The sequence below is a fragment of the Streptomyces sp. NPDC057428 genome, from assembly GCF_042803195.1.
Classification (GTDB): Bacteria; Actinomycetota; Actinomycetes; order Streptomycetales; family Streptomycetaceae; genus Streptomyces.
This window is the reverse complement of sequence record NZ_JBHVCT010000078.1, coordinates 1-13050: the sequence shown is the minus strand read 5'-3', so window position 1 is coordinate 13050 and position 13050 is coordinate 1. Positions and strand designations below refer to the sequence as shown.

Annotated in this window: 11 protein-coding genes; 6 read left to right on the top strand and 5 right to left on the bottom strand. The window is 71.9% G+C overall.

The features are described from left to right. Position 1: 1 nt before the first annotated feature. Together ACFU5K_RS24655 and rsmH are read right to left on the bottom strand one after the other, a co-directional pair. On the bottom strand, positions 2-547 hold the full coding sequence (locus ACFU5K_RS24655) for a cell division protein FtsL (RefSeq protein ID WP_384065347.1): 546 nt from the start codon (positions 545-547) through the stop codon (positions 2-4). Positions 548-593: 46 nt separating this feature from the next. Then, positions 594-1565: a 16S rRNA (cytosine(1402)-N(4))-methyltransferase RsmH gene (gene rsmH / locus ACFU5K_RS24650; RefSeq protein WP_384065345.1), complete on the bottom strand. Its 972-nt coding sequence runs from the start codon at positions 1563-1565 to the stop codon at positions 594-596. 409 nt (positions 1566-1974) lie between these two features. On the opposite strand from rsmH, the gene ACFU5K_RS24645 reads away from it, so the two are divergent. The 4 genes from ACFU5K_RS24645 to ACFU5K_RS24630 all read left to right on the top strand — a co-directional run bounded on the left by ACFU5K_RS24645 (position 1975) and on the right by ACFU5K_RS24630 (position 7556). Beyond that, positions 1975-2529, top strand: a complete 555-nt coding sequence (locus tag ACFU5K_RS24645) for a beta-class carbonic anhydrase (protein ID WP_384065343.1) — start codon at positions 1975-1977, stop codon at positions 2527-2529. 190 nt (positions 2530-2719) lie between these two features. Beyond that, the gene (locus ACFU5K_RS24640) at positions 2720-3766 is read left to right on the top strand and encodes an AAA family ATPase (protein ID WP_384065342.1); all 1047 of its coding nucleotides are present in this window, start codon (positions 2720-2722) and stop codon (positions 3764-3766) included. Beyond that, entirely contained in the window at positions 3766-5139 is a 1374-nt protein-coding gene (locus ACFU5K_RS24635; protein ID WP_384065339.1) for a DUF58 domain-containing protein, read from the top strand. Before ACFU5K_RS24640 ends, ACFU5K_RS24635 begins: the two co-directional genes overlap by 1 nt. Next, complete coding sequence (locus ACFU5K_RS24630) at positions 5136-7556, top strand: DUF3488 and DUF4129 domain-containing transglutaminase family protein (protein WP_384065337.1); 2421 nt, start codon at positions 5136-5138, stop codon at positions 7554-7556. The genes ACFU5K_RS24635 and ACFU5K_RS24630 overlap by 4 nt, the downstream gene beginning before the upstream one ends. 258 nt (positions 7557-7814) lie before the next feature. On the opposite strand, the gene ACFU5K_RS24625 is transcribed toward ACFU5K_RS24630, so the two are convergent. The 3 genes from ACFU5K_RS24625 to ACFU5K_RS24615 all read right to left on the bottom strand — a co-directional run bounded on the left by ACFU5K_RS24625 (position 7815) and on the right by ACFU5K_RS24615 (position 9929). Further along, positions 7815-8219 (bottom strand): DUF3040 domain-containing protein, encoded by a 405-nt coding sequence (locus ACFU5K_RS24625; protein WP_384065336.1) that lies wholly within the window; start codon positions 8217-8219, stop codon positions 7815-7817. A 300-nt stretch (positions 8220-8519) separates the two neighbouring features. Next, complete coding sequence (locus tag ACFU5K_RS24620) at positions 8520-9278, bottom strand: class I SAM-dependent methyltransferase (RefSeq protein ID WP_384065335.1); 759 nt, start codon at positions 9276-9278, stop codon at positions 8520-8522. Between the two features lie 129 nt (positions 9279-9407). After that, positions 9408-9929 (bottom strand): SAV_6107 family HEPN domain-containing protein, encoded by a 522-nt coding sequence (locus ACFU5K_RS24615; RefSeq protein ID WP_384065334.1) that lies wholly within the window; start codon positions 9927-9929, stop codon positions 9408-9410. 170 nt (positions 9930-10099) lie between these two features. On the opposite strand from ACFU5K_RS24615, the gene ACFU5K_RS24610 reads away from it, so the two are divergent. After that, positions 10100-10858, top strand: a complete 759-nt coding sequence (locus ACFU5K_RS24610) for an ATP-binding cassette domain-containing protein (RefSeq protein WP_384065332.1) — start codon at positions 10100-10102, stop codon at positions 10856-10858. Next, entirely contained in the window at positions 10830-12917 is a 2088-nt protein-coding gene (locus tag ACFU5K_RS24605) for a YhgE/Pip family protein (protein WP_384065330.1), read from the top strand. The genes ACFU5K_RS24610 and ACFU5K_RS24605 overlap by 29 nt, the downstream gene beginning before the upstream one ends. Positions 12918-13050 lie beyond the last annotated feature (133 nt).

The window sequence follows — 13050 nt, the reverse complement described above, 5'->3', positions numbered from 1 at the left end:
GTCACCTGCCGGGGCTGGTCGGGGGCGAAGTCGTCGGGGGCGAAGTCGTCGGGGTCTGTGTCATGGAGGCGCCCGGGTCCGGAGCCGCGGGCGGGGGCGAGGAGCCGGCCGCGGTCGGGGCCGCCAGGGGCTCGGGTTCGCTCTTGGCGGGTGTCGGGACGATGACGGGCGAGGGATCGGCGGTGGCCCGCTCACTCACCCCGCGCACGGTGCCGTCCGGGTCCAGGAAGGCGGGGCTGCCACCGGGGACCATGCCGAGTTCCCGGGCCCGGCGCTCCAGCGCGTCGGGCTCGGAGTAGCTGTCGACGCCACGCTGCAGGGCCTGCTGCTCGTCGGTGACCTCGGTGGTCTCCCGCTTCAGCTTGGTCAGCCTGAACGATCCCTCGTTGAGAGCCGAGTTGAGCAGGAGGAGCGAGATCAGGCCACCGGCGAGCAGAAGCACGACCAGGAGGACGAAAGGGGTGCGGGCGGCGGTGCTCGGCCCAGCCGGCATGAGCCGGGCGAGCCGGCCCGCCCGGCCCTTCGCCTGCTCGGCCGTCCCGGTCACCGCGGTGCCACCGGCCCTCCCGGCGTACGGCCCGTACGGGGATCGCTCATCGCTCCTCCTCGCGGATCCGCTGGGCACCTCGCAGCCGGGCGGGGGCGGCGCGCCTGTTCTCGGCCACCTCCTCCTCGGTGGGCAGTTCGGCTCCGCGGGTAAGCAGCTTCAGGCGGGGCTGGTAGCGCTCGGGGACGACGGGCAGCCCGGGCGGGGCCGTGTTCGCGGCACCGGCCGCGAACACCTGCTTGACCAGCCGGTCCTCGAGCGAGTGGTAGGACAGGACGGCGATCCGGCCACCGACGGCGAGGCTGCCGACCGCGGCCGGAACGGCCCGCTCCAGCACGGCGAGTTCGCCGTTGACCTCGATCCGCAGCGCCTGGAAGGTTCGCTTGGCCGGGTTGCCCCCGGTGCGCTTGGCGGCCTGCGGCAGGGAGTCCCGGATCAGCTCCACGAGGCGGGCGCTGTTGCTGAAGGGCTCCTTCTCGCGTTCGCGCACGACTGCCGAGACGATTCTCTTGGCCTGCTTCTCCTCGCCGTACGCACGCAGGATCCTGACCAGTTCGCCCGGCGGGTAGGTGTTGAGCACCTCGGCCGCGCCGATGCCGGTCGTCTGGTCCATGCGCATGTCGAGCGGCGCGTCCTGCGCGTAGGCGAACCCGCGGTCGGCCTCGTCCAGCTGCATCGAGGAGACGCCCAGGTCGAAGAGGACACCATGGACCTTGGGGATCCCCAGCCGGTCGAGTACGTCGGGGAGTTCGTCGTAGACGGCGTGCACCAGGGTGGCGCGGTCTCCGTAGGGGGCGAGGCGTTCGCCGGAGAGCCGCAGCGCCTCCTTGTCCCGGTCCAGGGCGACCAGCCGGACGTCGGGGAAGGCGGCGAGCAGTGCCTCACTGTGCCCGCCGAGCCCGAGCGTGCAGTCCACCACGACCGGGGGCTGCGATCCTGGGCTCGTCGCCTCCAGAGCCGGGGCCAACAGGTCCAGGCATCGCTGGAGCATCACCGGGACGTGGCGGGTCTGGCTCAAAGCGCCCTCTCAGGCTCTGTCCCGTGACGGCCGCACGTGCGGTCTGGTCCCCGCCCGCTCGGAAGGGGAGGTCTGCCGGCGCCGGGGAAGGTGGCGTCGGCCGACCGCGAGCGGGCAAGGGCCGGGCCGCATGTACGCCGCACATCACGGGAACGCGAAACGTGTAGAAATATGCAGAATGTGCAGGCGTGTCGGTAACTTCGCGTCACTTTAGTCCACCCTGCCATTCGATCCATTCCCGATCAACGAACCGCGCAGCGCGTGGCGGCACCGTGACGTGACGGGGAACCTCACCCGGGTGGGTGCATGGGCCTGAGTCTTGTGGGTTACCTCACAACAAGTGTCGTTGACGTTCTTTGTTCCGACCCACAGCACGCAACGAGCGAAGGTGGCGGCTAACGTCATAGGCATGTCGACTTCTGCGCAGTCTCCCGCCGAGACCGATCCCGCCGCCACCCGTTCCGGTGGGACGGTGACCGACCGGCTGGTCGAGCTGAACGGCCGTTACGCCGAGGCCTTCAGCGACCCGGGCATGGACGCACGGCCGGTTCTGCACGTGGCCGTGGTCGCGTGCATGGACGCCCGCCTCGACCTCCACGCCGCGCTCGGCCTCGAACTCGGCGACTGCCACACCATCCGCAACGCGGGTGGCGTGGTGACCGACGACGTCATCCGTTCGCTGACCATCAGCCAGCGGGCGCTCGGTACCCGCAGCGTCATACTGATCCACCACACGAACTGCGGCCTCGAGTCGCTGACCGAGGGCTTCCGGCAGGAGCTGGAGCTCGAGGTCGGCCAGCGCCCGGTCTGGGCGGTGGAGGCCTACTCCGACGCCGACCAGGACGTACGCCAGTCGATGCAGCGCGTACGCACGTCGCCGTTCCTCCTGCACACGGACGACATCCGCGGGTTCGTCTTCGACGTGACCACGGGCAAGCTGCGCGAGATCCTCCCCGCCTCCTGACCACCCCTCGACATACGGGCCACATCCGGCATATCGCTTCCACTTGTCCACAGGCGAGTGACACGAAGCGGTAACGGCAACAAGAATACGGGTGTGACATCTCTCCGGGTCCTCCGGAGAGTGTCCGTATTTCGGGGCGGGCCGGGCAGTCTTGTGCCGCCGTCCGTGCACAAGGGCCAAGGAGGGCCGGGTGACGACCTATGACGATCGAGCGAGCCTCACAGATCTGACGACGACAGCGGAGCGGGTGCGCAGGTCGATCGAAGGTGTGATCGAGGGCAAGCCTGAGGTCGTACGGCTTTCTCTGACCGTGTTGCTGGCCGAGGGGCACCTCCTGATCGAGGACGTGCCCGGGGTCGGCAAGACGATGCTGGCCAAGGCGCTGGCGCGGTCCATCGACTGCTCGGTGCGCCGTATCCAGTTCACTCCCGACCTGCTGCCCTCGGACATCACCGGGGTGTCGATCTTCGACCAGCAGCAGCGGGACTTCGAGTTCAAGCCGGGCGCGATCTTCGCCCAGATCGTGATCGGCGACGAGATCAACCGCGCCTCGCCGAAGACCCAGTCGGCGCTGCTGGAGTCGATGGAGGAGCGCCAGGTCACCATCGACGGCCACACCTACGAACTGCCCGACCCCTTCATGGTCGTGGCCACCCAGAACCCGGTGGAGATGGAGGGCACCTATCCGCTGCCCGAGGCCCAGCGCGACCGGTTCATGGCCCGGGTCTCGATCGGCTACCCGAGCGCGGAGGCCGAGCTCCAGATGCTCGACGTCCACGGCGGAGCCTCGCCGCTGGACGACCTGCGGCCGGTGGCCCACGCGCACGACATCGTGAAGCTGATCGAAGCGGTGCGCACGGTCCACGTGGCGGAATCCGTCCGGCGGTACGCCGTGGAACTGGTGGCGGCCACCCGGCAGCACGCGGATCTCAGACTCGGGGCCTCGCCGCGCGCGACCCTGCACCTGCTGCGGGCGGCCAAGGCCTCGGCGGCCCTGGCCGGGCGGGACTACGCCCTCCCGGACGACGTCCAGGCGCTCGCCGTCGCGGTGCTCGCCCACCGGCTCCTGCCCACGGCACAGGCGCAGCTCAACCGCCGTACCGCCGAGCAGGTCGTGCTGGACATCCTGCAGCGCACACCGGTGCCGACGTCGGGCGGCGTGGCCGCACCGGCACAGTCGCAGCACCGGCCCGGCAGCCCGGTGTACGGCGGTCAGCCCGGCGCGCGGCGGCTGTGATGGCGGCCGGGATTCCCGGTCCGGTGGAGAGCAGCGACGACAAGGGCGGCCCGCGAGCGGCCTTGAGCGGACTCACGACCCGGGGCCGGTCCTTCCTGGCCGCCGGTGTCGCGGCCGCGGCCTGCGCCTATGTACTGGGCCAGGCCGACCTGCTGCGGGTCGGCCTGCTGCTGGCCGTGCTGCCCCTGGTCTGCGTCGCCGTGCTCCACCGCACCCGCTACCAGGTGTCGGGCAGCCGGCGGCTGTCGCCGACCCGGGTGCCGGTCGGCTCGGAGGCACGGGTCCGTCTGCGGATGGAAAACGTGTCACGGCTGCCGACCGGACTGCTCATGCTCCAGGACCACGTTCCGTACGTACTCGGCCCCCGGCCCCGCTTCGTGCTGGACCGGGTGGAGGCGGGCGGCGTGCGGGAGGTGTCCTACCGGGTCCGGTCCGACCTGCGCGGGCGCTACCCGCTGGGGCCGCTGCAACTGCGGCTGAGCGATCCGTTCGGGATGTGCGAGCTGACCCGTTCCTTCAGCGCGTACGACACCCTCGTGGTCATCCCCCGCACCGAGCCCCTGCCACCGCTGCGGCTGACCGGCGAGGCCTCGGGCTACGGCGACGGGAGGCAGAGGTCACTGGCCCTGGCGGGCGAGGACGACATCATCCCGCGCGGTTACCGGCACGGCGACGACCTGCGCCGGGTGCACTGGCGTTCCACCGCGCGACACGGCGAACTGATGGTGCGTCGCGAGGAACAGCCGCAGCGGGCCAGGTGCACGGTGCTGCTCGACACCCGGCGGATCGCCTACCAGGACGCAGGACCGGACTCCGCCTTCGAGTGGGCGGTGTCGGGGGCGGCGTCAGCGCTGGTGCACATGCTGGAGCGTGGCTTCGCCGTGCGCCTGCTGACCGACGACGGGAACGCGGTGCCGGGCGAGAGCGGCGACGGCTTCGCCGGATCGACACAGGATTCCGCGGACTCCGCGGGCCTGATGATGGACACCCTCGCGGTCGTCGACCACTCCGACGGGGGCGGGCTCTCCCGCGCGCACGACGTGCTGCGCGGCACGAACGAGGGACTACTGGTGGCGTTCTTCGGCGATCTCGACGAGGAGCAGGCGGCGGCAGCGGCCCGGATGCGGCAGCGCAGCCGCGGGGCCGTCGCCTTCGTCCTGGACAGTGCCGACCGGGCGGACGGCCGGGAGGCGCTTCCTCACGCGCCGGCCGCCGGTCACCTGCGGTTGCTGCGCGAAGCGGGGTGGACGGTGGTGCCGGTTCCGCCCGGGGCGGAGCTTTCCCGGCTGTGGCAGCAGGCAGGTCAGGGACGCTCGGACGCGCACTCCACAGCGGCCGGTCCGACGACGGGATTCCCGGGGGGTTGGTCATGAGCGGGCGTACCAGGCTGGCGCTGTGCGCCTTCGCGGCCACGATGATGGCCGCCGGTGCCCTGCTGCCGCTGGTCGACACGTCGAAGTGGGTCCTGCAGGCCGCCTTCCTGCTGGCGCTCCAGGGCGGCGCGGGCGCGCTCGCCCGCCGGATGTCGTTCGCGCGGATACTCACGGTCTCGCTCCAGGTGCTCGTCACCCTGGTGTCGCTCACCGTGGCCTTCGCGCGGGAGCACGCCGTGTTCGGAGTGCTGCCCGGCCCGGAGGCGGTCCGGTGGCTCGCCGAGTTGCTGACCGCGGGCGGGGACGACGTCGGCCGGTACGCGATTCCCGCACCCGCGACGGACGGCATCCGGCTGATGCTGATCGGCGGAGTGCTGCTGATCGGCCTGGCCGTGGATGTCCTCGCGGTGACCTTCCGCTCCGCGGCTCCGGCCGGACTGCCGCTCCTCGCGCTCTACTCGGTGGCGGCGGGGCTGTCCGACGGCGGGGCGGGGTGGCTGTGGTTCCTGCTCGCGGCGTGCGGCTATCTGCTGCTCCTGCTCGCGGAGGGCCGGGACCGGCTGTCCCGGTGGGGGCGGGTGTTCGGCGGTGTGTCCAGTACGTCGGGGGGCCTGGCGGCCGGTCTGGAGGGTTCGGGAAGGCTCATGGCCCCGGTGCGGACCGGACGTCGCATCGGCGCGGTGGCGCTGGGGGTCGCGCTGGCCGTGCCCGCCGCGCTGCCGGCGCTGGACGGCGGACTCCTGGGCGGGACGGGCGGCGGGTCGGGGCGGGGCAGCGGCGGAGGCACGATCTCCGCGGTCAATCCCCTGGTCTCCCTGCAGAACAACCTGAACCAGCCGGAGAACCGGGAGGTGATCTCCTACCGGACCAACGCCGCGAATCCGCAGGGCTTCTACCTGCGCATCCTGGCCCTGGACCAGTTCAGCGGGGGCGAGTGGCGCCCGTCGACCCGCAGGCTGAAGGACGTCCCGGACAGGCTGCCGCAACCGGCCGGGCTGGGTCAGGACGTCGCGGTCACCGAAGTCAGGACCAACCTCTCCGCGTCGCGTTCCTACGCGCAGACGTATCTGCCGCTCCCCTACCCGGCGAGCGAGGTGGACGTGCGGGGCCGCTGGCGGTTCGAACCGGAGGGACGCACCCTCGTCGGTGACGACGGCCAGACGACGCGCGGCGTGCGGTACGAGGTGAGCAGCCTGGCCGTCGAGCCGACGGCCGCGCAGCTCGCCGGGGCCCTGGCGCCGCCCTCCGATCTGCTGCGCGAGTACACACGGGTTCCCCGCTCGCTGCCGGACGTGGTCGGCAGGACGGCGAAGCGGGTGACCGAAGGGTCCTCCGGTGACTACGAGGCGGCGGTGAAGCTGCAGGACTGGTTCGCCTCGGAGGGCGATTTCCGGTACGACACGACCGTGACGTCGGGCACCGGTACCGCCGCCATCGAACGGTTCCTGAAGGACAAGGAAGGCTTCTGCGTCCACTTCTCCTTCACGATGGCCGCGATGGCCAGGACTCTCGGCATCCCGGCACGGGTCGCGGTCGGGTTCACACCTGGCACCGTCCAGGCGGACGGGTCGGTGTCGGTGGGGCTGCGGGACGCGCACGCCTGGCCCGAGCTGTATTTCCAGGGAGTGGGGTGGACCCGCTTCGAGCCGACTCCCTCGCGGGGCAGCACCCCTTCATACACCCGGCCGGACGCGCCGACGCAGGACGCGAGCGATCCGGCGGCTCCGGCGGAGGGCTCCTCCGTGGCGCCCACGGCCGCGCCCACGGCCACGGAATCCTGCCCGGTGCAGTTGCGCCGCGAGGGTGAGTGCGGTGCGTCCGCGGCTCCCGGGGCGGTATATTCCGGCGGCTCGGGTACCTTGACGGGGGCGGTGGCGCTGTGGCTGCTCGGTGGTCTGCTGGTGCTCGCGCTCCCGTTCCTGCCGATGCTCTGGCGACTGCGGCTCCGCGCCCGGCGGCTCGGCCGCTCGGAGGGCCGTACACCGGCGGATGCCACGGCCAGGGTCATGGCCGCCTGGTGCGAGATGACCGACACGGCCTGGGATCACGGCATCACGCCGGACGAGTCCCAGACCCCCCGGAAGGCCGCGGCACGCCTCGTGCGGCTGGGCGGTGTCGACGGCACTGCGTCCGCGGCTGCCCATCGGGTGGCCGGGGCGGTGGAGCAGGTGCTGTACGCACCCGAGCCCCGGCCCGGCGACGGCTCGGCGGAGGACGTCCGGGCGGTGCGGGCCGGTCTGTGGGCATCGGCCGGACGATGGGGCAGGCTGCGGGCGACAGTGGCACCGCGTTCAGCCGTTCGGGTGATATGGGCCGTGTCCGAGCGCAGGACGGAACTCGGCCGGCGTTGGTCCGGCCGGGTGGGACGCGGTGGCTGGGCGGCCAGGCTGCGCCGCCCGTCGGGCCAGGAGGGCTGACCTCGGGACCGGACGACTCCCCATGCCGGGTGTCCGAGGGCGGCCTCCCCCTCCTCGGACACCGGGGCGGCCTCTCTGAGCCGTGGCCGGCCCGGAAAGGCCCTTCGGGGCCCGGGTGGGCAGCGCGAGGACGCCCTGCGCGGGAGGTCGTCCTGGCCGCAGCACTGCGAGTAAACGCGTGAGGTCCAGCGTCAAGTTCTCGTCGTGCGCGGTCCGCGTCCGGCAGTGACTACGGCCACCTGCCGGAAAGCGGAGAGCTCACTGGCCCTGTTCGTCGCGGCGGCGCTGCCACCGCTGTTCGATCCGGTTCATCATTGACCGGCGCTGCCTGGGGTGGCGGCTGTCGCCTCCGCCCCCGCTCGCGCTCCCGGCCGGCTGCTGCTCACCGGGCTTGGGCGCTCTGCGCCACCCGGTGACCGCCAGCACGGCGCAGCCCAGCATGACGAGGAATCCCGCCACGCTGACCCAGGTCTGCTGGAAGACCATTCCGGCCATGAGGAGCGCGATACCCACCAGAAAGCCGGCCACCGCCTGGTAGACCCGTCGCCGGGTGTACCTGCGCAGCCCGCTTCCCTCAAGCGCTGTAGCGAACTTGGGATCTTCGGCGTACAGCGCTCGCTCCATCTGCTCGAGCATTCGCTGCTCGTGCTCCGAGAGCGGCACGGAGTCCTCCTCGTCGTCGGCCGCGGGGGCGACCGGTATGCGGCCCTTCCAGGATAGGCAGGGATTCGCCCCCGTGAAACCCGCCCTCTAGCCATAGCCAGTCCGGACCGCCATGTCGGCTCGGCTGCTGAGGCGTAGATTCCCCGACCTCCGATCCGTCATGCCGGATGGTGTCACCCGATCATACGGGGCCCGCGGCCCGATCGGGTGTTCTGAGCGGTACTCCGTCTGCGGCTGCGTTGCTGATCAGCCGTGCTCCGGTCGCTCCACGCCCACACTCGGGAGGGCTCCCCGTCCGGCTCAGCCGCGCTTCTCTCCCAGAACGTGCAGCTGGGTCGCCACCGAGTGGAACGCCGGCAGCTCCGCGACGGCCGCCTCCAGCCTGAGCAGCTCCTCCATGGCACCCGGCTCGGTGTCCACGAGAACGCCCGGGACGAGGTCGGCGAAGACGCGCACCCCGTGGACCGGGCCGACCTCCATGCCGGCGTCAGCGACGAGTCCCGCCAGCTGGTCGGCGGTGAACCTGCGAGGCACGGGATCGCCGTCGCCCCAGCGGCCGGCCGGGTCCGTCAGCGCCTTGCGGGCCTCGGCGAAGTGTCCGGCGAGCGCCCTGGCCAGGACGGCTCCGCCAAGACCGGCGCCGAGCAGGCTGAGCGCGCCGGACGGGCGGAGGGCCTCCGCCGCGTTCCGCACACCTTCGGCGGGGTCGTCGACGTACTCCAGGACGCCGTGGCACAGCACCGCGTCGTAGCCCGCGCGGTCGACGACCTCGAACAGGCCGAGGATGTCCCCCTGGACACCGCGGACCCTGTCGGCGACCCCGGCCTCCTCCGCACGGCGCTCCAGGGCGAACAGGGCGTTGGGGCTGGGGTCGACGACCGTCACCCGGTGGCCGAGCCGGGCGACGGGCACCGCGAAGTTGCCGGTGCCCCCGCCGGTGTCCAGCACGTCCAGGGCTTCCCTGCCGGTGGCCCTGACCCGGTGCTCCAGGGCGTCCTTGAGGACCTCCCAGACCACGGCGGTACGGAGGGAGGCGCGGGGGCGCAGCTGGTCCGACACGGCAGTTGACTCCTCGGCACGGTGCCGCCACGGACGGCGGAGCGTGAACGGTGCAGGTGGTACGGGCCCTCCACCCTATTGCCTCGCACCACCCGCACGGTCACCCCTCGTCGCGCTCCGCCCCGGCGGCTATCGGGGCAGGTCCTTCCGGGGCTGGGGAAGGACCGGCTGGAGGACGAGGAGCCGCTCGACGAGGCGGAGGAACATCACCGCGTCGCGCAGCAGGTCGTCGGCGTCGCGGCTGGTGGCCGCGCCGGGTATGCCGGCTTCGGCACGGGCCCTGCGCTGAGCTCCGGAGGCGAACAAGGCGCTCCACTCGGTGAGTTCGGGCGCCGTCTCCGGGAGCACCTCCCAGGCGCTGCGGATCCGCTCCCGGCGGCGCCCGCTCGTCTCGGGCCTGCCCCGGGCGGCGAGGACCGCGGCCGCCGTGCGCAGCGCGGCGAGGTGTGCGGTGGCGTACCGCTCGTTCGGAACGTCGAGTACGGCGGCCTCGACCAGTCCGGTGTGGGCCTGGGCGAGCAGATCGAGAGCGGCGGGTGGGGCCGTGGTGCGGCGCAGCACGGGGTGGACGTCGGTTGCCGGACCGGTCAGTGAGGGGGCAGGGCTGCCTGTGCGGCGCCGCGGTGCGGCTGCTGCGGACGAGCTGGCCATGACGAACCTCCTGTCGTCGTGTGACGGCTCCGTAGCCGTACGTACCCATTCTGGCGAGACCTACTGACAACTCATCAGGATCTGCCCCTGACCAGCGGCTTTGCTTCGAGCGCGAGTTCGGGCTATTTTTTTGGACTGACCAGTCAGTCTAAAAGTTGGGGGTGGGGGTCGTGGACAGCCCGCACGGAGCGGCGCTGAGCGCCGAGGGCTTCGGACTCGAGGGGCCGCGCGGCTGGGCGTTCCACGGGGTGGGGTTCAGCGCCGGGCCCGGCTCCCTGGTCGCGGTGGCGGGTCCGTCCGGCTCGGGCCGGACCTGTCTGCTGCTCGCGCTGACCGGTCGGATGCGCTCCACGGCGGGCCACGCGGAGGTCGGCGGCGAGCGTCTGCCCGGACGGCTCGCCGCGGTACGCGGGTTCAGCGCGCTCGGCCCTGTCCCCGGCGTCAGCGAACTGGATCCCGCGTTCACGGTCGCCGAGCACCTGCGGGAACGCGCCCTGCTGCGGCGCCGTTTCGACGGATCACCGCGCTCCCTGCTGCGGCCCCGTGCCGAGCGCGCCGCCGCGTCCAGGGCCGTGGTCGAGGCGGCTCTCGAAGCCGCGGGGCTGGACCTCTCGGAACTCCCCAAGGCCGAACGGACCTCCGTACGGGACCTGGAGCGACTGGAGGCGCTCCGCCTGTCCGTCGCACTCGCGCTGATGGGGCGCCCGAGGCTCCTGGCCGTGGACGACACCGACCTCAAGCTGTCCGCGTCGGACCGGGCCCTTGCCTGGGAACTGCTGCGCGGCCTCGCGGCTGACGGTACGACGGTGCTGGCGGTGTGCAGCGAGGCTCCTGCCGACGCCGTCGTGGTGCGCGCGCGGCCGGCCGAGGACGACACGACGAACCGGAAGGACACGGCAGATGCGATCGCCGAGACTGGCCGCGCTTGAGCTGCGGAGGTTCGGCAGGGGCCGGATGCCGCGCGCCGCGCTGGTGGCTCTGCTCCTGCTGCCCCTGCTGTACGGGGCCCTCTACCTCTGGTCCTTCTGGGACCCGTACGGGCGGCTCGACCGCATCCCTGTCGCCCTCGTCAACGACGACAAGGGTGCGAGCACCCGCGGCGAACATCTGTCGGCCGGCGACGAGATCACCGGAAAGCTGCTCGACAGCAAGGTCTTCGACTGGCACCAGGTCGGCTCCGCCGAGGCCGAACGGGGCGTCGAGGACGGGACGTACTACCTCTCGCTGACCATGCCGTCGGACTTCAGCGAGCGCATCGCGTCGAGCGCGGGGGACTCCCCCGGGACGGGCGCACTCCAGGTGCGGACGAACGACGCCAACAACTACATCGTCGGACAGATCTCCAGGACGGTGTTCGCCGAGGTCCGCAGCGCCGCCTCGGCGAAGGCCTCACGCGGCTTCCTGGACAAGATCTTCATCAACTTCTCGGGTCTGCACGACGCGACCGCGAAGGCGGCCAAGGGGGCCGACGATCTCGAGAGCGGTCTGACGAAGGCGAAGAAGGGCTCGAAGGACCTCGCGGACGGTCTCAGGACCGCCAAGTCGGGCAGCGGAACGCTCTCTTCCGGCCTCATCAGGCTCGACAAGGGAGCGGGAGACCTCGAGGCGGGGTCCCGGCAGGTCGCCGACGGCACCCAGTCGCTCGCCGACAAGGTCGGCAAGGCGGCCGCCGACGTACGGCCGTTCCTCAAGGACAACGGAAAGGCCATCGGGGACACGGCCCGGCTGGTGTCCGACTCCTCGAAGGCGGTACGGGACAACCTCGATCTGCTGGTGGAGGCGGCACCCACCGCCTCGGCCGCCGCGCACAAGGCCTCCGACGACCTGACCGAGGTCTACCGCCTGCGCTGCGAGGACCAGCCGCTGCCCGATCCGGGGGTCTGCCCGCAGCTGAAGCGCGCCAGGACCGCCGCGGCCGATGTCGCCAAGGTCTCCGACGACGTGAACGCCCTGGTCACGAATCAGAAGGGCGACCTGACGAAGCTGCGCGGCCAACTGACCACACTGCAGAAGCAGGCCGACGCCCTGGCGAAGCGCTCGCCGGACCTCGACACGGACCTGGAGTCCGCGGTGGCCCGGATCAACGCGCTCAACACCGGGGCACACAAGGTGGCCAAGGGCGCCGACACCCTCCACACCGGGCTGGGCACCGCCAAGGCCGGCGCCGGGAACCTGGACAAGGGGGTCAGGAAGCTCGGGACGGGCGCCAGGAGTCTGGACAGCGGGCTCCACCGGCTCGGTGACGGCTCCGCGACTCTCGCCCAGGGGCTGAACGACGGCGTCGGCAAGATCCCGGACTACGACAAGAGCGACCGCGACGCGCGCACCGGTGTCATGGCCGACCCCGTGAAGCTCGCCTCCTCCTCGCTGCACGCGGCGCCGAACTACGGGACCGGTTTCGCCCCCTACTTCATCCCCCTCTCGCTGTGGGTGGGCGCGATGGTGGCCTACATGCTCATCCAGCCGCTCAACCGCCGGGCGCTCTCGGCCGGCGCACCGGCCTGGCGCATCGCCTTCGCGGGCTGGCTGCCGGTGGCCGCGATCGGCCTGCTCCAGGTCGCGGCCCTGATGTCCGTCCTGCACTGGCGGCTCGGTCTGCAGATGACGCACGCCGCCGGGACGATCGGCTTCCTGGCCCTGGTGACCTGCTGCTTCGCCGCGATCGTCCAGTGGCTGAACGCGCGGTTCGGCGCGGCGGGCCGGATCCTCGTGCTCGCGGTACTGATGCTCCAGCTGACGTCGGCCGGGGGGACGTATCCGGTCCAGACCAGCCCCGGCTTCTTCGGCGCGATCCACCCGTACCTGCCGATGACCTACGTGGTGGACGGGCTGCGCCGGCTGATCACGGGCGGCGGGCTCGGGCCGGTCTGGCAGGGCTGCGCCGTGCTGCTGGCCTTCACCGCGGGGGCGCTGGCACTGACCGCGGTCTCGGCCCGCCGCAAGCAGGTGTGGACCCTGGACAGGCTGCACCCGGAGCTGAGTCTGTGACCTCTCAAGGACCTTTGAAACCTCCCCCTCGTGAACGGGGGGGATTCCTGGCTCACTTCGCCTGACGCCTAGCAGGTGGCAGGGCTTACAAGATCAGCACCAGCCGGGTTGAGACCAGCCCGGACGAGCATCA